The sequence below is a fragment of the Martelella alba genome, from assembly GCF_006516955.1.
GTDB classification, from domain to species: domain Bacteria; phylum Pseudomonadota; class Alphaproteobacteria; order Rhizobiales; family Rhizobiaceae; genus Martelella; species Martelella alba.
The window spans coordinates 580,602-599,274 of record NZ_VHLG01000002.1 but is presented as its reverse complement, the minus strand read 5'-3'; the positions used below and the strand labels follow the sequence as shown (position 1 = coordinate 599,274).

Genomic DNA, 18,673 nt, shown 5'->3' with positions numbered 1-18,673 from the left:
GGAATGGTTTCCGTCCGCCGCGCATCCGTGTCATGAGAAAAACTGGAGAGAAGAATGAGCCGTATCGTCTATCTGAACGGTGAGTGGCTGCCGGAAGAAGAAGCCAAGGTTTCGATTTTCGATCGCGGCTATCTGTTTGCCGATGCCATTTACGAAGTCACCTGCGTGCTGGATGGCAAACTTCTGGACTATGCCGGCCATTCGGCGCGGCTGAAGCGCTCCACCGCTGCCATCGACATGAAGATGCCGGTTTCCGAAGAGGAGCTGCTGGCGCTGCATCGCGAAATCGTCACGCGCAACAATATCGAACAGGGCCTGATCTATCTTCAGGTCTCGCGCGGCAATGCCGGTGACCGCGATTTCATGTTCGACAACAAGACCACGCCGACCTTCCTGATGTTCACCCAGAAGAAGAATGTCATCGACACGCCGACCGGCAAGAAGGGGATCACGGTTGCCACGGTCGAGGATCTGCGCTGGGGTCGCTGCGACATCAAGACGACGCAGCTGCTTTATCCGAGCCTTGCCAAGATGGAAGCCCATGAGAAGGGCGCTGACGATGCCTGGCTGGTGCGCGACGGCTATATCACCGAACAGTCTTCCGCCACCGCCTATATCGTCACGGCGGATGATATCGTCGTCACCCGGCCGCTGAGCCATGCAATCCTGCCCGGCATCACCCGTGCCTCGGCGCTGGAAATTGCTGCCCGAAACGGTGTCAAGGTTGAGGAGCGCGCCTTCACGGTCGAAGAGGCCAAGGCCGCCAAGGAGGCCTTTTATACCTCCGCTTCCAATTTCGTCACACCGGTCATCGCCATTGACGGCCAGCCCGTCGGCGACGGCAAGCCCGGTGCCCTGTCGCTGAAGCTGCGCGAACTCTATATCGAAAATCGCCGCGCTGGCGCGATCTGAGGTTTTCCCCGGATCGGAAATGTGAAGGCCCGTGCAGCGATGTGCGGGTCAGACTGCTGACAAACCTCGCCACCTTTTTCTGACGTCATGCCTGTGCTTGTCACAGGCATCCAGCCAACACGTCCGCGCGACGGAAGAACCCGTCTGTTCAATGCCTTATGAAACTGGATCCCCGTGGACCAAGCACGGGGATGACGACGGAGGGAGGGGCTATTCACCTCAGACATGCAATATGAATGGCTTTGTCAGCAGACGGACCCGCGCAGAGATGCGCGGGTTTTTGTATTGTGCAGTCGCAGGTGCAGCAGTGTTCATCCATCCAGACTTGCCGATTGCCAAGTTTATGATAGCGCTTGACTTTTGCCGTTGAATGGCGATTTTTGCGGGCAGATTCTGTCATGTATATGCCCGGTTTATAAGCACTTTCGTGGCTTGACACTTCTTTGGGCAGTTCATAACAATATTAACCATTTGGTCAAAGAGGGGTCCCAACCATGTCGAAATCCATCCTGCTGACACGTCGCTCGCTGCTGATCTCGAGCGCCGTGATGGCAACTGTTGCCGCCGGTCCGAAGCTGATGGCGGCGGACAAGCTGAAAGTTGCCGCCATTCACGCTTCGCCGGTCGAAAATGCCTGGAACTCGGTTATCCATCAGGCGCTGCTGGATGCCGCCGCCGAAGGCGTGATCGACTATCAGTTTTCCGAAAGCGTTTCGGGGACCGATTATCCCCGCGCCATGCGCGAATATGCCGAACAGGGCATGGATCTGATCATCGGCGAGGCCTATGCGGTGGAATCGGAAGCCCGCGAAGTAGCAGCTGACTATCCCGATACCGCTTTCGTGCTTGGTTCGTCGGGCGGCCCGGAAGGCGATAATTTCGGCGTCTTCGGCACCTGGAACCATGACGGCGCCTATCTCGCCGGCATGCTGGCGGGCAAGATGACCAAGACCAACAAGGTCGGTTCGGTCGGCGCCATGCCGATCCCGGAGGTCAATATGCTGATCAACGCCTTTGCCGAAGGCGTGAAAGCGGTCAATCCGGATGCGACCCATTCCGTCACCTTTATCGGCACCTTCTTCGATCCGCCCAAGGCCCGCGAAGCCGGTCTCGCCCAGATCGATGCCGGTGCGGATATCCTGTTCGGCGAACGTATCGGCACGGCTGATGCCGCCAAGGAACGTGGCATCAAGGCTGTCGGTTCGCTGATCGACTATACGCCGCGCTATCCCGACACGGTCTTCGCCAACGCGCTGTGGGGCTTCCGCCCGATCCTGAATGCAGCGCTTGCCGATGTTTCCGCCGGCAATGCCGTCGGTCAGGATTACACCGCTTTCGGCATGCTCAAGGAAGGCGGCAGCGATATCGCTTTCGTCGAGGGTGTGGCGCCGAAGGAAGCCGAAGAAGCCATGCTGGCCAAGCGCCAGGAAATCATCGACGGCACGTTTGAAGTGCCGCGCAACATGGACGAACCGAAGTAAGGAACGTCATGACGGCCGATGCGACCGCGCTCGCCGCTGCCATCGGCAAAGGCGAAATGACGGCGCGGCAGGTGATGGAAACGTCACTTGCCGCGGCGAAATCTCATGAGACGCTTGGTGCGCTCTGCCTAGTTGATGCTGCTGCCGGGCTGGACGCGGCGGCGCAGTTCGACAGTTTTCCGGCGGATGAGAAGCGCCGCATGCCCTTTGGCGGCGTGCCGTTGGTGGCCAAGGATCTCGGCGGCCCTTTCAAGGGCTTTCCGCTCCGCGCCGGATCAAAGGCCATGGCCCCCAATCCCGATGCCGACAGTGATCTCGCCGCCCGGTTCCGCACGGCGGGCTTTTGCATGTTTGGCCTTGCCACCTCGCCGGAATTTGGCCTGTCGCTGGCCGCTGAGCCGCTGATCGGACCCTGCGCCCGCAATCCGCTCGATCCCCGGCTTTCGCCCGGCGGCTCCTCCGGTGGTTCGGCTGCAGCCGTTGCCGCGGGCATTGTCGCCATCGCCCATGCGACCGATGCGGGCGGATCGATCCGCGTTCCGGCCGCTGCCTGCGGTCTGGTCGGGCTGAAGCCCGGTCGCGGCGCCATGCCGGCCGGTCCGGCCTATGGCAATTATCTCGGCGGCATTGCCTCGGAGCTTGCCGTCTGCCGCTCGGTGCGCGATGCGGCTCTTGCCTTTGAGACGCTCAGCGGCAATGCGCGTGGTCCTTTCCCGGATGTGCGGCCCGGCAAAGCCGAAGGCACGTTTTCCATCGGTGTTCTGGCGGAGACCGGCGACAGGACGCCAACGACACCTGAACGCGCCGCAGCCGTGCTGGATGCGATGAAAAGTCTTGAACGCAAAGGCCATCGCCTTGTTGCGCTGGAATGGGGCAGGGTCTCGGCGCTGGCGGAAGAGTGCGCCGCGCTGTTCGGCGATATTGCCGCGATCAATCTTGCGACAAATGCCCGTCGCTTCGGCCTCGATTGCACGAAACTGGAGCCGTTGACACAGGCGGTTGTCGCCCGCGGGCTTGCCATGTCCGGCACGGATGTCTGGCAGATCACCAATCGGCTCGCCTTTGTCGCACGGGATTGCTGGGCGCTGTTTGACGGCATTGATGTTCTGGCGTCGCCGATGCTTTCCGGCCCGCCACGGCCCATCGGCGCCTTTCCGGCCGATCATGGCGATACGGCAGCCCATTTTGCCCGTATGGCGGCCTTCGCGCCGCTGGCGACCCTTGCCAATATGTCCGGCTTTGCCGCGCTGACGCTGCCCGTCGGTGCTGATCATGACGGCCTGCCGCTTCCCTTGCAATTGATGGCACCTTCGGGCGCGGAAATGCGGCTTCTCGGACTTGCGCAGACGCTTGAGAATGAGGACCGTTGGCACCACCCCTTCGCGATAGCAGGATTTGGACGATGACGCCGGTTCTTCAGATCAGCAATGTCAGCAAACGCTTCGGCGATAACCTCGCCAATGATGCGATCTCGCTTTCGCTTGCCAAGGGCGAGATCGTAGCGCTTCTGGGTGAGAACGGTGCCGGCAAGACGACGCTGATGAGCATTCTCTTCGGCCATTATGTCCAGGATGAAGGCACGGTAACGGTCAAGGGCCGCGAATTGCCGCCCGGCTCGCCGCGTGCTGCCATCGCCGCCGGTATCGGCATGGTGCATCAGCATTTCTCGCTCGCCCCCAATCTCACCGTGCTGGAAAATGTCATGACCGGCACGGAAAGCCTGTGGCGGCTGTCTTCCAATGTGAGGGCAGGGCGACAGAAGCTCGCCGAGATTTCCGCCCGTTTCGGTCTTGCCGTTGATCCCGATGCCAGGCTGGGTGATCTCTCGGTCGGCGAGCAGCAGCGTGTCGAGATCCTCAAGGCGCTTTACAACGATGCTGAAATTCTGGTGCTGGATGAACCGACAGCGGTGCTGACCCAGCCGGAAGCGGAGAAACTGTTTTCGACGCTGAAGGATATGGCGGCAAAGGGCCTGTCGCTGATCTTCATCTCCCACAAGCTCGATGAGGTCATGGCGACGGCCGACCGGATCGTGGTCCTGCGCGGCGGCCGGCATGTCGCAGAGCGTGCCGTCGGCGATACCTCGAAGGCCGAACTTGCCGAACTGATGGTCGGCCATGCGGTCAAGCGTCCGCTGCGTGAGGCGTCAACGCCCGGACCGGTGGTGCTGGAAGCGGCGGCGATCACACTGCGGGAGGCTGGTGTCGACCGGCTGAAACGGGTCAGCTTCCGTCTTCATGCCGGTGAAGTGCTCGGTATTATAGGTGTTTCCGGCAATGGTCAGGCGCATCTGGCGCGGCTTTTGAGTGGAACGGCGAAACGCACGGACGGCGATCTGATGCTGTTTGGTGAAGCCGTCGGTGATCTCACCGTCGGCGATGCCATCCGGCTCGGCATTGGCCGCGTTCCGGAAGATCGCAATGGCGAAGGCGCGATCGGCGAAATGGCGATCTGGGAGAATGCGGTTCTGGAGCGGATCGAGGATTATCAGAGCCACGGTTTTGTTGACCGCAAGGCCGGCATCGCTTTCGCCCGCCAGATCATTGACGGTTTTGATGTGCGTGGCGGCACACCGACGAGCCGCACCCGGCTATTGTCGGGCGGCAATATGCAAAAGCTTATTCTCGGCCGCAATCTGATCGAAAATCCGAAGATCCTGCTGGCCGCGCAGCCGGCGCGCGGGCTGGATGAAGGGGCTGTCGCCGCCGTTCACGAGCGCATTCTCGCCGCAAAGAAGGCGGGCACCGCCGTGCTGCTGATCTCGGAAGATCTGGATGAAGTGATGGGGCTTGCCGATCGCATTCAGGCGATTGTCGGTGGCCGGCTATCGTCGCCCGTCATGGCAGAAGACGCCGACAAGACCAGGCTCGGCCTGATGATGGCCGGTGCCTTTGAGGAGACGAACCATGCGGTTTGAACGGCGCGAACACCGTTCGCTCATGCTGACCATTGCGACGCCGCTGATCGCTGTTGTCGTGGCCCTTGCCATTTCCGGTGTTCTGATCGCCGCAGCCGGTGCGCCGGTCTTCGAAGCCTACTGGAAAATTCTGGTCGGCGCTTTCGGCTCAAGGCTGTCGATTTCCGAAACGCTGACGCGTGCCACACCGCTGATCCTGACCGGGCTTGCCGCAGCCGTCGCCTTTCGCGCGCGGCTGTGGAATATCGGTGCGGAGGGGCAGTTCTATCTTGGCGCCATCGCCGTTGCCGCCGTCGGCGCGCATCTGACGGCGGGATTGCCCGGCCTGGTACAGATTCCGATCCTGCTGATTTCGGGGGCCATTGCCGGCATGGTGCTGTTGTTGGTCCCGCTCTGGCTCAGACTGCGCTTTTCCGTCGATGAGGTGGTGACGACGCTGCTGTTGAATTTCGTCGCCATCCTGTTTGTTTCGATGCTGATTGACGGCGTGCTGAAAGACCCGCTGGCCTTTGGCTGGCCGCAATCGGAAGCGGTCGACAAGATCGCCCGCCTGCCCAAGCTTCTGGCACGCTCCAGATTGCATTTCGGTCTGGTGATTGCGGTGGTGCTGGCGATCATCGTGCATTTCGTCCAGTCGCGCACTGTGTTCGGCCTGCGCTCGCGGGCCGCGGGGCTGAATCCGAAAGGGGCGGTCTTTGCCGGTGTGCCGCTGGCGCGCACGCTGGTGGTCGTGGCGATGATTTCCGGCGGGCTTGCTGGGCTTGCCGGTGCCGTCGAGGTGCTGGGCGTCAAGGGCTATGTGACGACGGACCTGTCGCCGGGCTTCGGCTATTCCGGCATCGTCGTTGCCATGCTCGCCAACCTCAATCCGCTGGGGGTTGTGCTGGCCGCGCTGTTCACCGCCACCATGTTTGTTGGCGCGGATGGCATGAGCCGCGCGCTCGGCATTCCAACTTATATTGCCGACGTCACCGTGGCGCTGTCGCTTCTGTCGATGCTGGTCGCCGTCTTCTTTGCCCAATACAGGATCCGCCGATGAACGCGCTTGTCGATATTCTCGCTTCCGCCGGGCTCTGGGCGGCCGTTCTGCGCATCGCGACACCGCTGATCCTCGGCACGCTCGGGGCGTTGCTGTCGGAACGTTCGGGTGTGCTCAATCTTGGCATTGAGGGCATCATGACCTTTGGCGCCATGATCGGCTGGCTGGCGGTCTATAATGGGGCGGATCTTTGGACCGGGCTTTTGATCGCGGCGCTGGCGGGTGCTGTCTTCGGTCTTTTGCATGCCGCGCTTACCGTCACGCTTGGCCTGTCGCAGCATGTGTCCGGCCTTGGCGTCACGCTGTTTGCCTCGAGCTTTTCCTATTATCTGTTCCGCCTTCTGGTGCCGGTTTCCGGCACGCCGCCGACAATCGAGCCGTTTCAGCCGATCAATATTCCGGGGCTTTCCGATCTGCCCTTCATCGGTCCGGCCTTCTTCACCCAGACGGCACCCACCTATCTCGCGATTGTGCTGGCGCTGGTGCTGGCCTGGTTTCTGGCGCGCACGCCGGCAGGCCTTGCGATCCGCATGACAGGCGAAAATCCGCATGCGGCCGAAGCCCAGGGGCTGAACCCGATGCTGGTGCGCTATGCCGCCATTACCGCAGGCAGCGCATTGATGGCGGTCGGCGGCGCCTTTTTGACCACCTCGGCCTTCAATTCCTTTTTCCCGACCATGGTGCAGGGGCGTGGCTGGATCTGTATTGCGCTTGTCGTCTTTGCCTCGTGGAAGCCGGAACGGGCGCTGTTCGGGGCGCTGCTGTTTGCCTTTTTCGATGGTTTCCAGCTCAGGCTGCAAACCGTGCTCAGCGGCGTTGTGCCCTATCAGCTGTTCCTGATGATCCCCTATATCCTGTCAATCGCCGCCCTTGCCGTCATGGCGCGACGCGCCCGCGTGCCGCAGGCGCTGATGCAGCCCTACCGGCGCGGCGAACGCTGATTTTGCCAAGGAGTTCCGCCATGTTTGACCTCATCATCAAAAATGCCAACCTGCCGGATGGCCGGAAGGGCGTCGACATTGCCATTGCCGATGGTCTTATCGGCGCGATGGAGCCGGGGATTACGGCGGAAGCGCGTGATGTGATCGATGCGAGCGGCCGGATGGTGAGCCCGCCCTTCGTTGATCCGCATTTCCACATGGATGCGACGCTATCGCTCGGCCTGCCGCGCATGAATGTCTCCGGCACGCTTTTGGAAGGTATTGCGCTGTGGGGCGAGCTCCGGCCGATGCTGACAAAAGAAGCGCTGATCGAACGGGCACTGGCCTATTGCGATCTTGCCGTGTCGCAGGGGCTGTTGTTCATCCGCAGCCATGTCGACACGTCCGATCCGCGTCTTGTCACCGCCGAGGCGATGCTGGAGGTGAAGGAAAAGGTCAAACCCTATATCGACCTGCAATTGGTCGCCTTCCCGCAGGATGGCTATTACCGAGCCAAGGACGGGGTGAAATCGCTGGAACGGGCGCTTGATATGGGTGTTGACGTGGTCGGCGGCATTCCGCATTTCGAGCGGACCATGGCCGATGGCGCCCGCTCGGTCGAGGCGCTCTGCCGGATTGCGGCCGAACGCGGCCTGCCGGTCGACATGCATTGCGATGAAACGGATGATCCGATGTCGCGGCATATCGAAACGCTGGCGGCCGAGACGATCCGTTTCGGGTTGCAGGGCCGGGTTGCCGGATCGCATCTGACGTCGATGCATTCGATGGACAATTATTACGTCTCCAAGCTGATCCCGCTGATGGCGGAAGCCGGGATCAACGCCATTCCCAATCCGCTGATCAACATCATGCTGCAGGGCCGCCACGATACGTTTCCCAAGCGGCGCGGGCTGACACGGGTGCGCGAACTGATGGCGGCCGGTATCAATGTCGCCTTCGGCCATGACTGCGTGATGGACCCGTGGTATTCGATGGGGTCCGGCGACATGCTTGAGGTCGCCCATATGGCGGTACATGTGGCGCAGATGTCCGGCGTTGAGGACAAGCAGAAGATCTATGAGGCGGTCACGGTGAATTCGGCCAAGGCCCTGGGGCTTGAGACCTATGGTCTGAAGGTCGGCAACCCTGCCGATCTGGTGGTGCTGCAGGCTGAAGACGTGCTGGAGGCATTGCGGCTGAAACCGGCGCGGCTGTTCGTTGTGAAACGTGGCAAGGTGATTTCGTCGATCCCGCCGAAGATTGCGACACTGGCGCTTGATGGCCGGCCGGAAAGCCTTGATCCGGGCAAAAATCCGACGGCGCGATAAGATTTGGTTGAAGAAGCGGAAAACCGCCGAAACAGGAATGGATGAGGAAAGCCATGCACGGAGAATATAAGGTTCACGGCGGCAAGCTGGTGGTTTGCGATCTTGAGGTCCGCGACGGCAAGCTTGCCGATGTGCAGATCGCCGGTGATTTCTTTCTCGAACCGGCCGAGGCGCTCACCGATATCTGCAACAGCCTGAACGGTCTGCCCGCTACGGCCTCGGTGGAGACGATTGTGGCTGCGCTTAATGCCGGGATCCGGCCTGATGCGGCGCTGATCGGCTTTTCGGTCGAGGCGATTGCCATTGCGGTCAGGCGTGCGCTTGGCGTTGCCAAGACCTGGCGCGATTATGAATGGGAGATCCTTGACGGACAGCCCTTCGTGCCGACCATGCATATGGCGCTCGAAGAAGTGCTGGCGGCCGAGGTCGGCTCCGGGCGGCGTGCGCCGACATTGCGTTTCTGGGAATGGGAACGGCCTGCCATCATCATCGGCTCGTTCCAGTCGCTGAAGAACGAGGTCGATATGGCGGCCTGCAGCGAATATGGCGTCGAGGTCGTGCGCCGCGTGACCGGTGGCGGGGCGATGTTTGTCGAACCCGGCTCGATCATCACCTATTCGCTCTATGCGCCGGCCGAGCTGGTCGCGGATATGAGCTTTGCCGATTCCTACGCCTTTCTCGACCAGTGGGTGCTGAAGGCGCTGAATGAGGTGGGCATTGCGGCTTTCTACAAGCCGCTCAACGATATTGCCTCGCCCGAGGGCAAGATCGGCGGCGCGGCGCAGAAGCGCTTCTCCAACGGCACGGTGCTGCATCACGTCACCATGGCTTATGACATGGATGCCGGCAAAATGACCAAGGTGCTGCGCATCGGCCGCGAGAAACTGTCCGACAAGGGCACGGCCAGCGCTGCCAAGCGTGTTGATCCGCTGAAGTCGCAGACCGGCCTGCCGCGCGAGGCGATCCTGAAATCGATGACCGATACCTTCATCGGCCTGAATGGCGGAAAGAAAAGCGCGCTGACAGAAGCGGAAGTCGCGGCGGCGGAAAAACTCGCCGCCGGCAAGTTCTCCTCCGATGAGTGGCTCAACCATATTCCGTGAGCCAGCTGGCTTCAGCCAATCATGCTGCCAGCCGATAAGGCTTTTCAGCCGGCAGCACTGGAACTTCGCCCGCTGCTCCCCAGTTTGAGATCATGGCCCGCTTTTTCGGGCGTGATGCGCCTTTTGGCGCCAAAGGGAGAAAGATGCGGATGAAACCCGGGATCACCACCGTCTTGACCGTTCTGGCATTGGCCACGGGCTGTGCGTCGGCCAAGGATTTCAACGCTGCCCCGCCGAATGCGCCGGATCAGCATCCGGCCTTTGCAGGGCAGACCCGCGCCCCGGTTCTTGATCAGGGCGTTGAACTGAACCGCAAGGTCATTGCCGAAGGTCTCGACAGTCCCTGGGGCATGGATCAGCTGCCGGATGGGCGCTATCTGGTGACGGAACGGCCGGGCAATCTTGTCATTGTCAGCATGGACGGTGCCGTGTCTGCTCCGGTTTCCGGCATGCCTGCCGTTGCCTATGGCGGCCAGGGCGGTCTGCTTGATGTCGTGGTGCGCGATGATTTCGATGCGACACGCCGGGTCTGGTGGTCCTATGCCGAACCGCGTGAGGGCGGGACGAATGCCACCGCCGTTGCCACCGGAACGCTATCGGCCGATGACACGGCGATGGAAAATGTCGCGGTGATCTTCCGCCAGCAACCGGCCTGGAATTCATCGGCCCATTTCGGTTCACGTCTCGTTTTCGATCGTGACGGCATGCTGTTCGTGACAACGGGCGAGCGCTCCAAGCCCGCGCCGCGCCAGCTGGCGCAGGATGTTTCAACCGATCTCGGCAAGGTGATCCGCATTGACCCCGATGGCGGGCCGGCGGCTGGCAATCCTGCCATTGCCGGCGGCCGGCCGGAGATCTGGTCCTATGGCCATCGCAATCTCCAGTCGGCAGCGCTTGGGCCTAATGGCAGGCTCTGGACCGTCGAGCATGGGCCGCGCGGCGGCGATGAGCTCAACCATCCGGAAGCGGGCAGGAATTATGGCTGGCCGGTGATCACCTATGGCATCAACTATAATGGTCAGCCGATCGGCGAGGGTCTGACGCAGCAGAACGGCATGGAACAGCCGGTCTATTACTGGGACCCGGTGATCGCGCCGAGCGGCATGGCCTTTTATGACGGTGATGTGTTTCCAGACTGGCGGGGCTCCGTGCTGATTGGCGGGCTGGCAGGCCAGGCGCTGGTGCGCCTCACGCTGGACGGTGACCGGGTGACGGGTGAGGCGCGCTACCTTCAGGGCATGGCGCGGATCCGAGATGTTGACGTGGCCCGCGATGGTACGGTCATGGTGCTGACAGACGGTGCCGGTGGCGCATTGATGCAGCTGACGCCGTGAAAGGTCTGGTCTTGCGCCAGCGCAAGGCAGATGCCGGAGCCTGCCGCTAGTCTTGCTGAAGTTCAACCGGCAGCAGAGCGAGCGGGATGGAGACAAAACGCCTCATCATTGGCATTTCGGGTGCATCCGGTGCCATTTACGGTCTGACGATGCTGGATATGGCGCGCCAGGCCGGTGTCGAAACCCATCTGGTCGTTTCCAATGCGGCATGCCGGACGCTGAAACATGAAACGGGGCTTGGGCTTGAAGAGCTTGAGAGCCGCACGGACCGGATCTATCCCTCAGATGATGTCGGGGCGGCGATTGCCAGTGGCTCCTTCAAAACGCTGGGCATGGTGGTCGCCCCCTGTTCGATCCGCTCGGCATCGGAGATGGCGACCGGCGTGACCTCCAGCCTTCTGACCCGCGCCGGCGATGTCGTGCTGAAGGAAAAGCGCCGCCTGGTGCTGATGGTGCGCGAAACACCGCTGCATCTCGGCCATTTGCGCATGCTGACCCAGCTCGCCGAAATCGGCGCGGTGATCGCCCCGCCGGTACCGGCCTTTTACGCAGCGCCTGACAGTCTCGACGCCATGGTTCGCCAGACCTGCGGCCGCATGCTGGATCTGTTCGGCGTCGAGAGCGAGATCAGCCGCTGGAACGGGCTTGAGGATTAATCCGCGATCGTCACATCGATATTGTGCTGGGTCAGTGCGCGGGCGAGGCTCCCGGTCGGTGCCATGTCAGTGACCAGCTGATCGAGCTTTTTCCAGCTGGAATAGCGGGCCGGGAAAATCCGCCCATGCTTGGAATGATCAGCGGTGACGATGGTGCGCGAGGAACGCAGCACCATGGCGGAATAGACCGAGGCACATTCGATCAGCGCATCGGTCGGCCCGTCCTCGGCAAGGCCTGAGGCGCCGAGAATGGCGGCATCGGCAAAATAGTCGTTGAGGAAGGAGACGGTGTGAACGCCGACGGTCGCCCCTTCATCGGCGTGATAGTCGCCGGGCAGCATCAGCACCTTGATGGTCGGGTTCATCGACAGCACGGTTGCAACGCCGAAAGCATGGGTCAGAACGGTGATATCGCGCATCTCCACCGCAATGCGGCGGGCGACGTGAACGGTGGTGGAGCCGGAGCCGATCATCAGGATACGGGCATCGCGGATCAGTGGGATGGTGGCCTTGGCAATGCGCTCACGCTCTGAGATGAACAGGGTGTGGCGCTCCGAGACGGCGGGCTCACTTGAGAGCGAGCGGGTGGCACCGCCATAGGTGCGGTTCAAGAGGCCCTGTTCGGTCATCTCGTCGAGATCGCGGCGGATGGTTTCGGTGGAAACGTCCATGCGGCGGGCGAGTTCTGCCACACGCAGGCTCGCCGTCCCGTTGAGTTCGGTCAGGATCTGGGCCTGGCGTTCCGATTTGGACAGTTTCATGCGCTCCCCCGGCCTCCGTCGTCGCAATGTGTGAGTTCGAACCGCTCTTGTTGCAGGTTCAACGTCTTTGGGCAAGAACGGCTGCTCATTCCGGCAGATAGGCGATCAGCTCGTCTGATGACATGACGCTGGCATAGATCATGTTCATGATCTCGATCTCGCGCTCATGCAGTTCGGCACTGCCCGCCGCGCAGGCATCTTCGGCAATGATCACGTCGAAGCTTTCATCGGCGAGGCTGCGCACGGTGGAGGCGACGCATTGATCGGTGAAGATGCCGGCGCAGACCACATGGGTTATGCCGAGATTGCCGAGCACGAGGCGCAGATTGGTGCCGGTGAGCGCGCTATCGGTGGTCTTGGTAACAACGATCTCGTCTTTTTCCGGGGCAAGCGCGTTGATGATCTGGCTGTCCCATTCATCCTTCGGCAGAAGCAGATCGTTCCAGCCGGGCTTTTTCTGCGACAGCGAACGGTCGCGGCCATCGGTTCGAAGCGCTGCAATGCGGGCATAGAGTATGTCGAGCCCGCGGGCGCGGAAGGCTTGCAGCAGTTTCTGACTGTTGGGAATGACCGTGCCATGCATGCGGTCATGAAACGGTGTCCATGCATGGTAGCGCGCCAGTTCCGCGTCCGTGAGCGTTTCGGGGTCGGGGCGTTGGAGATAGGTGTTCTGCACGTCGATGATCAGCAGCGCCACCTTGCCCTTTTCCAGCACTGGATCGGCCGGTTCCGGCGCGCCCTGATAGTAGAAGGACCGCCATTTGCTTTTCCAGCTCATCAGATGCTCTCCCTGCCGCGTTCACGGGCCTTGGCTGCCAAAAGCGCAAAGAAGCCTGCAAGCAGCAGAACGGCAGCGGCGGCGAGCGTACTCATCGTGCCGAGGGCTGTCACCATCGGCGTGTAGCCGGCGACCATTTTGGCATAGAGCCATTTCGGGATCGTCGAGTCGACGCCGGTCGTATAGAGCGACAGCGGGAAATTGCCCCAGGACAGAAGAAAGGCAAACAGCGCACCGGACCAGATGCCGGGCCACAGGATCGGCAGCGTCACCTCTTTCAGGATGGTGATATTGTCGGCGCCGAGATCGCGGGCGGCCTCCTCCAGCGTCGGGTCGAAGCCATAGACCTGAATGGCAATCACCAGTGTCACGACCGGCACGATCCAGACCAGATGCGCGACCACGGCCGTCTGCCAGCTCGGGCTGATGCCAAGCGCATTGAACCAGAGCAGCAGCGCCAGACCCAGCACCGGCTGGGGAAAGAAGACCGGCAGGAGCAGGAGCTTCTGGTAGAGCCGGCGGCCCTTCCAGTCATAGCGGGCAAAGGCGAGCGCACCGAAAAAGCCGATGACGACGGAGATGATGGTGACGATGAAGGCGATCAGCAGCGAATTGTTGAGCAGCTGATGGATCTCGAAGGAATCAAATGTCTTCTGCCACCATTCGAAGGACCATTTCTTCACCGGGAAGATGAAGTAGCGGCTCTTCGACAGGCCCGACAGGGCGCCGCAGAAAATCGGCATATAGATGAACAGCACCACGAAGGCGGTCCAGGCCCGAATGAAAAAGCGTGAGGGGGATGGTTTTTCCATGGTTCTCAACGCCTCCCGAGAATGCGGTCGAGATCGAGTTTCGACAGGATGAGGAGCGACAGGCCGCTGACGATGACAACGAGGATCAGCGCCAGTGCGGAGCCGAGCGGCCAGTTCTGGGCATAGGTGAAGGCCACTTCGATATCCTGGGCGATGGTGATGATCGACTGGCCGCCGAGGATCTTTGATTCCGTCAGCGCACCGGCCGCCAGAACGAAGGTCAAGAGCACGCCGATGAGGATGCCCGGCATGGCGAGCGGCAGTTCGATCTCACGCCAGATCATCAGCCGTCCGGCGCCGAGATCACGTGCGGCATCCACCAGATCCTTCGGCACCATGGCAAGGCCGAGCACCATCGGGAACAGCATGAAGGGCAGATAGACATAGACCATGCCGAACAGGATGATCGGCGGCGAATAGAGCACTTCCGGCGCACCGCCGAGCCCCATCCATTTTAATGCGCCATCAAGAACGCCGTTCTTGATGAAGAACAGCACCCAGCCGTAAAGCCGCACATTTTCCGAGACGAACAGCGGAAAGACGAAGAGCACGCTGACAAAGCCGGCCCATTTGCCGAAAACATGGTTGAGGCCATAGGCGATCGGATAGGCGACCAACAGCAGCAGGCCCACGGTAATCACGGCAAAGAGCAGCGACCAGCCGAAGGAGAGCCAGACCGTATTGTCGGCGGAGAAGATCTCGGCGAAATTCGCCAAGGTGAAGCTGGTGAAAACGTCAAAGCTTTTCGGTGTCGCAAAGGCGTAAGCCGCCACCGTGATCAGTGGTGCCAGAAAACCCAGGATCAGCAGGATCACCACCGGGCTGGCCGAGGCGATGCCGGCGGAAAGGGTGAGCCCCTTTTCCTTCGGCGCCGCTGATGTTGATTTTTCCATCGGGAGCGCCGTCATCTCAGCCCTCCACCACGATGGCGTCGGCCGCATCCCAGCCGATCAGCACCTTGCCGTCAGCATCGGGCGTTGTGGCGGCGCCGCGCGGCAGCTCGACCAGAAAGGTGCGTTTTTGCGCCCGCAGCTGATACTGGATGCGCGAGCCGAGCGCATATTCATTGAAAATGGTGGCGGCAAAGGCGTTATCGGCGCCGGTCTCATCGGCGATGAAACGCATGTTTTCCGGCCGGACAATCACCGTGGCGGTGCCGCTTGCCGGCTCCTTGCCGGCGGTGATGGCAACCGGTTTGGCGAGACCGTCCGACATCCATTTGCCATAGCCGTCGCGGGTGATGGCGAAGCTGTTCACCTCGCCGAAAAACTCGGCAACGAAACGGTCGGCGGGGCGGGCATAGATCTCCTCGGGCGAGCCGATCTGGACGATCTTGCCGGCGCGCATGACGCCGATCCGGTCCGACATCACCATGGCTTCTTCCAGCGAATGGGTGATGTAGACGAAGGTCTTGCCGCTTTCGCGATGCAGGTCCTTCAGCTCCTTTTCGAGGATTTTTTTCAATTTGTAATCGAGCGCGGAAAGCGGTTCATCGAAGAACAGGACATCCGGATCATAGGCAAAGGCGCGGGCCAGCGCGACACGCTGGCGCTCACCGCCCGAGCAGCGCATGACATTCTTGCCGTAATAGCTTTCCGGCAGGCGCACCATGTTGAGAAGTTCGAGCGCCCGGGCCTTGCGCTCGCCGGCAGGCACCTTCTTCACCTTCAGCGGAAATTCAATATTGTCGCCCACCGTCTTGTGCGGGAACAGCGCCAGGGACTGGAAAACCAGGCAGGTCGGCCGCTTGTTGGAGGGCACATCATTCATCAGCTCGCCGCGCAGCGAGATATAGCCTTCCGACGGGCCTTCAAGCCCTGCCAGCATGCGCAGAAGCGTGGTCTTGCCCGAGCCGGACGGGCCGACAATGGTGACGAATTCGCCTTCGCGGATATCGACGCTGATTCCGTCGACGGCGGCGAAATCACCGAACGTCTTTCTCAAGTTGACGAGCTGAAGGATCGGCTTTGCCGTGGTCTTGGAGGGGTCGGCGGTCAACGCAGCATCCATGGTCATGCTCGCTTTCGAAGAAATTTTTGAATGTTATCGGAAATTGTCACGCAAGCCGCATGCCGGGTTGGCTGGCGGCGCATGGAAAGGGAGCCGGTTTTCCGGCTCCCGCATGGGTCAGGCGAAAGGGCGATCAGCCGCCCTGGCGCTTGGCCGAGGTCATGATATCGAGCGCCTTGTCGTAATCGGGCACGATGTCATATTCGGCGCAGCGGTCCATTTCCTCTTCCAGACTGTCATACTGGATGGCGTCGAGCTCATCCTTGGTGAACAGCTTGAAGCAGTCCGGATTGCCCATCTGGGCGACCGGGTTGAAGGTGCCTTCGGCAAAGGCAACCGTGTGGGCCACTTCCGGGTCCTGGACATATTTGAGGAAATCGGTCGCCAGCGGCGAGAGCTGGGGATTGTTGACCGTGGAGGTGATTTCGATCCAGGCAACGCCGCCCTTGCCGTCGATCGGCCCCTTGAGCGGGGTCACAGCGCGCAGATTGGCGAAGCCATCGGCGCGGGCGGGCGAGACCGAATAGGTGCCGCCGGTCAACTGCAGGTCGATTTCGCCGGAAATCAGCGCCTGGTTCATGGCGGCGATATCGCCGACCAGCTTCGCGCCCTTGAAGATGCGCAGCGCGGTTTCCTCGAACTTTTTCATGTCATCATCGGAATGCTCGATGAAGGGGTTGATGCCGGCGATCAGGAAGATATCGAAGACGTTCCAGTCATCGGATTCGAGAATGCCGTAGCGGCCCTCAAGCTTCGGATCATTGAACAGGTCCCAGCCCTGCTCTTCCGCCGTGGCGCGGGAGATGACATCGGTGTTGACGACGAAGGAATAGGGTCCGAAGCGCTGGGCCATGCCGAGAAGTTCGGCGCCATCCTCGCTCATCGCCCATTTGTAAGGCGGCTTGAACTGGGGCAGCATCTTGTCGAAGAAGGGCTCGAACTCATCCTTCGGCAGCGGCTTGATCAGGCCGGCCGGATACATGACCTTGCGTGCCCAGGGATTGTTGACGTTGATCAGGTCCCAGATATTGGTCTCGCCCGCGCGCAGGCGGTTGATCATGGTCGGGTCGTTGGTCAGGCTTTCGGCGTGAACATTGGCGCTGTGGTCCTTGCGGAACGGATCAAGCACCTGAGCGGAGTTGTAACCCTCCCAGCACAGGATGTTGAGCTCGTTCTCACGGGCGGCGAAAGCCTTTCCCGCCTTCATCAGCGGGCCGGCCATGGCGGCTGCCCCCATCAGTTGCAGGACATTGCGTCTGGAAAAATTCTGCATCGCGGTTCCCCAATCTGCCTTGTTGGCATGTTCAACTTTGATGTGGGAAGTGTGTCGCAATAATGTGTTGTTTACAACATTTTTTTTCAGTGTCATGTTGCATTGCATGCCAGAGGGTTACGTTGGAACCGGTTTTTCGGTTCTGTTGGCGCATTGCCGGTGTATGTCAGTTAAACAACGGGAATAATTGTGCATTTCTTTTGTGCAGGTCGCTGAAAAAGCAAGCGGGTGATGGCGTTGAGATGTGCAGCGTCGTTGCAGGTGCAACAGAAACAACACAACAGAAACACAGAGAGGAACGAGAAATGTTGAAGTCACTACAGGGCAAGACGGTGATTGTCACCGGCGCCAGCCGCGGTATCGGCAAGGGCATTGCTAAACGCTTTGGCGAGGCGGGGCTGAATGTGCTGGTGGTGTCGCGCAATCTGGCTGATGCTGAAAAGGTGGCAGCCGAGATCGGCGCCAATGCCTCGGGCTTTGCAGCAGATGTGTCGACGGGCGAGGGCTGCGACGCGATGACCGCTGCGGCCGTTGAGCGCTATGGTGCGATCGATGTGCTTTGCGCCAATGCCGGCATTTTCCCGGCCGCGCGGCTCGGTGAGATGACGGCGGCCGATTTCGATCATGTGATTTCAACCAATCTGAAAAGCACCTTTCTTTCGGTCACAGCGGTTCTGCCGGCCATGACCAAGGCGGGCGGCGGTCGCATCGTCATCACCTCGTCGATCACCGGGCCGATCACCGGCTTTCCCGGCTGGTCGCATTACGGTGCCAGCAAGGCCGGCCAGCTCGGCTTCATGCGCACCGCTGCGATCGAGCTGGCGGCCAAGGGCATTACCGTCAATGCCGTCATGCCCGGCAATATCGCCACGGAAGGTCTCGACGGCATGGGCGAAGACTATATCGCCACAATGGAGGCCTCGATCCCGCTGAAGCGGCTCGGCACGGTCACCGATATCGCCAATGCGGCGCTGTTCTTCGCATCTGAGGAAGCCGGCTATATCACCGGTCAGCAGATCGTCGTCGATGGCGGCCAGATCCTGCCGGAATCGCTTGAAGCGCTGAACTGACCGGAGGCTTCACGATCGTGATCCCAAAAGGCGCCGCCGATCGCGGCGCCTCAGACTGTTGCCAAAGTCTAGCCCCTTCTCTAACGTCATGCCTGTGCTTGGTCCACAGGCATCCAGCCGACGCGCGTCCGCGCGGCGAAAGACTCTTATAGTCCAATGCCCAGAAGAGCCTGGATCCCCGTGACAAGCACGGGGATGACGACGGAGGCGATGGCTATTCCACCCCAAACAGACAAGCTGAATGACTTTGTCCGCAATCTGAGCCGCCGCCGATCGCGG

At 61.0% G+C, this 18,673-nt stretch carries 17 protein-coding genes; 11 read left to right on the top strand and 6 right to left on the bottom strand.

Annotation, left to right across the window (positions count from 1 at the left end; all coding sequences use genetic code 11):
- Positions 1-54 precede the first annotated feature (54 nt).
- The 10 genes from FJU08_RS06180 (at position 55) to FJU08_RS06135 (ending at position 11,690) form a co-directional block, all read left to right on the top strand.
- Entirely contained in the window at positions 55-912 is an 858-nt protein-coding gene (locus FJU08_RS06180; RefSeq protein ID WP_141148082.1) for a D-amino-acid transaminase, read from the top strand.
- Between the two features lie 494 nt (positions 913-1,406).
- Entirely contained in the window at positions 1,407-2,393 is a 987-nt protein-coding gene (locus FJU08_RS06175; protein WP_141148081.1) for a BMP family protein, read from the top strand.
- Positions 2,394-2,401: 8 nt separating this feature from the next.
- The gene (locus FJU08_RS06170; RefSeq protein WP_141148080.1) at positions 2,402-3,799 is read left to right on the top strand and encodes an amidase; all 1,398 of its coding nucleotides are present in this window, start codon (positions 2,402-2,404) and stop codon (positions 3,797-3,799) included.
- Positions 3,796-5,310: an ABC transporter ATP-binding protein gene (locus FJU08_RS06165; RefSeq protein ID WP_141148079.1), complete on the top strand. Its 1,515-nt coding sequence runs from the start codon at positions 3,796-3,798 to the stop codon at positions 5,308-5,310. The genes FJU08_RS06170 and FJU08_RS06165 overlap by 4 nt, the downstream gene beginning before the upstream one ends.
- On the top strand, positions 5,300-6,349 hold the full coding sequence (locus FJU08_RS06160; protein ID WP_141148078.1) for an ABC transporter permease: 1,050 nt from the start codon (positions 5,300-5,302) through the stop codon (positions 6,347-6,349). Before FJU08_RS06165 ends, FJU08_RS06160 begins: the two co-directional genes overlap by 11 nt.
- A complete protein-coding gene (locus FJU08_RS06155; RefSeq protein ID WP_141148077.1) occupies positions 6,346-7,290 on the top strand; it encodes an ABC transporter permease in 945 nt (314 codons plus the stop codon). The genes FJU08_RS06160 and FJU08_RS06155 overlap by 4 nt, the downstream gene beginning before the upstream one ends.
- A gap of 20 nt (positions 7,291-7,310) precedes the next feature.
- Complete coding sequence (locus FJU08_RS06150; protein WP_141148076.1) at positions 7,311-8,597, top strand: amidohydrolase family protein; 1,287 nt, start codon at positions 7,311-7,313, stop codon at positions 8,595-8,597.
- A gap of 53 nt (positions 8,598-8,650) precedes the next feature.
- Positions 8,651-9,700: a lipoate-protein ligase LplAB gene (locus tag FJU08_RS06145; protein ID WP_141148075.1), complete on the top strand. Its 1,050-nt coding sequence runs from the start codon at positions 8,651-8,653 to the stop codon at positions 9,698-9,700.
- 143 nt (positions 9,701-9,843) lie between these two features.
- On the top strand, positions 9,844-11,034 hold the full coding sequence (locus FJU08_RS06140) for a PQQ-dependent sugar dehydrogenase (RefSeq protein WP_141148074.1): 1,191 nt from the start codon (positions 9,844-9,846) through the stop codon (positions 11,032-11,034).
- Positions 11,035-11,120: 86 nt separating this feature from the next.
- Entirely contained in the window at positions 11,121-11,690 is a 570-nt protein-coding gene (locus tag FJU08_RS06135; protein ID WP_141148073.1) for a UbiX family flavin prenyltransferase, read from the top strand.
- Here the strand turns inward: FJU08_RS06135 and FJU08_RS06130 are convergent.
- From FJU08_RS06130 to FJU08_RS06105, 6 genes are all read right to left on the bottom strand, one after another.
- Positions 11,687-12,451 (bottom strand): DeoR/GlpR family DNA-binding transcription regulator, encoded by a 765-nt coding sequence (locus FJU08_RS06130; protein WP_141148072.1) that lies wholly within the window; start codon positions 12,449-12,451, stop codon positions 11,687-11,689. The genes FJU08_RS06135 and FJU08_RS06130 overlap by 4 nt on opposite strands.
- Positions 12,452-12,536: 85 nt before the next feature.
- Positions 12,537-13,229, bottom strand: coding sequence for a cysteine hydrolase family protein (locus FJU08_RS06125; RefSeq protein ID WP_141148071.1), 693 nt, complete (start codon positions 13,227-13,229; stop codon positions 12,537-12,539).
- Positions 13,229-14,041, bottom strand: coding sequence for an ABC transporter permease (locus FJU08_RS06120; protein ID WP_141148070.1), 813 nt, complete (start codon positions 14,039-14,041; stop codon positions 13,229-13,231). The genes FJU08_RS06125 and FJU08_RS06120 overlap by 1 nt, the downstream gene beginning before the upstream one ends.
- A 5-nt stretch (positions 14,042-14,046) precedes the next feature.
- The gene (locus FJU08_RS06115; RefSeq protein ID WP_235890591.1) at positions 14,047-14,949 is read right to left on the bottom strand and encodes an ABC transporter permease; all 903 of its coding nucleotides are present in this window, start codon (positions 14,947-14,949) and stop codon (positions 14,047-14,049) included.
- Position 14,950: 1 nt separating this feature from the next.
- Complete coding sequence (locus FJU08_RS06110) at positions 14,951-16,051, bottom strand: ABC transporter ATP-binding protein (RefSeq protein WP_181409768.1); 1,101 nt, start codon at positions 16,049-16,051, stop codon at positions 14,951-14,953.
- Positions 16,052-16,184: 133 nt separating this feature from the next.
- Positions 16,185-17,324 (bottom strand): ABC transporter substrate-binding protein, encoded by a 1,140-nt coding sequence (locus tag FJU08_RS06105; RefSeq protein WP_141148068.1) that lies wholly within the window; start codon positions 17,322-17,324, stop codon positions 16,185-16,187.
- A gap of 305 nt (positions 17,325-17,629) precedes the next feature.
- Here FJU08_RS06105 and fabG point away from each other — a divergent pair, with 305 nt between their 5' ends.
- A complete protein-coding gene (fabG, locus tag FJU08_RS06100; protein ID WP_141148067.1) occupies positions 17,630-18,394 on the top strand; it encodes a 3-oxoacyl-ACP reductase FabG in 765 nt (254 codons plus the stop codon).
- Positions 18,395-18,673: the final 279 nt, after the last annotated feature.

What these genes read in the sequence shown, in the direction of transcription:
- fabG (WP_141148067.1), top strand. Translation starts at nt 17,630, where the DNA reads ATGTTGAAGTCACTACAGGGCAAGACGGTGATTGTCACCGGCGCCAGC.
- FJU08_RS06160 (WP_141148078.1), top strand. Translation starts at nt 5,300, where the DNA reads ATGCGGTTTGAACGGCGCGAACACCGTTCGCTCATGCTGACCATTGCG.
- FJU08_RS06180 (WP_141148082.1), top strand. Translation starts at nt 55, where the DNA reads ATGAGCCGTATCGTCTATCTGAACGGTGAGTGGCTGCCGGAAGAAGAA.
- FJU08_RS06110 (WP_181409768.1), bottom strand. Translation starts at nt 16,051, where the DNA reads ATGGATGCTGCGTTGACCGCCGACCCCTCCAAGACCACGGCAAAGCCG.
- FJU08_RS06145 (WP_141148075.1), top strand. Translation starts at nt 8,651, where the DNA reads ATGCACGGAGAATATAAGGTTCACGGCGGCAAGCTGGTGGTTTGCGAT.
- FJU08_RS06155 (WP_141148077.1), top strand. Translation starts at nt 6,346, where the DNA reads ATGAACGCGCTTGTCGATATTCTCGCTTCCGCCGGGCTCTGGGCGGCC.
- FJU08_RS06170 (WP_141148080.1), top strand. Translation starts at nt 2,402, where the DNA reads ATGACGGCCGATGCGACCGCGCTCGCCGCTGCCATCGGCAAAGGCGAA.
- FJU08_RS06165 (WP_141148079.1), top strand. Translation starts at nt 3,796, where the DNA reads ATGACGCCGGTTCTTCAGATCAGCAATGTCAGCAAACGCTTCGGCGAT.
- FJU08_RS06130 (WP_141148072.1), bottom strand. Translation starts at nt 12,451, where the DNA reads ATGAAACTGTCCAAATCGGAACGCCAGGCCCAGATCCTGACCGAACTC.
- FJU08_RS06135 (WP_141148073.1), top strand. Translation starts at nt 11,121, where the DNA reads ATGGAGACAAAACGCCTCATCATTGGCATTTCGGGTGCATCCGGTGCC.
- FJU08_RS06120 (WP_141148070.1), bottom strand. Translation starts at nt 14,041, where the DNA reads ATGGAAAAACCATCCCCCTCACGCTTTTTCATTCGGGCCTGGACCGCC.
- FJU08_RS06115 (WP_235890591.1), bottom strand. Translation starts at nt 14,949, where the DNA reads ATGACGGCGCTCCCGATGGAAAAATCAACATCAGCGGCGCCGAAGGAA.
- FJU08_RS06125 (WP_141148071.1), bottom strand. Translation starts at nt 13,229, where the DNA reads ATGAGCTGGAAAAGCAAATGGCGGTCCTTCTACTATCAGGGCGCGCCG.
- FJU08_RS06150 (WP_141148076.1), top strand. Translation starts at nt 7,311, where the DNA reads ATGTTTGACCTCATCATCAAAAATGCCAACCTGCCGGATGGCCGGAAG.
- FJU08_RS06105 (WP_141148068.1), bottom strand. Translation starts at nt 17,324, where the DNA reads ATGCAGAATTTTTCCAGACGCAATGTCCTGCAACTGATGGGGGCAGCC.
- FJU08_RS06175 (WP_141148081.1), top strand. Translation starts at nt 1,407, where the DNA reads ATGTCGAAATCCATCCTGCTGACACGTCGCTCGCTGCTGATCTCGAGC.
- FJU08_RS06140 (WP_141148074.1), top strand. Translation starts at nt 9,844, where the DNA reads ATGCGGATGAAACCCGGGATCACCACCGTCTTGACCGTTCTGGCATTG.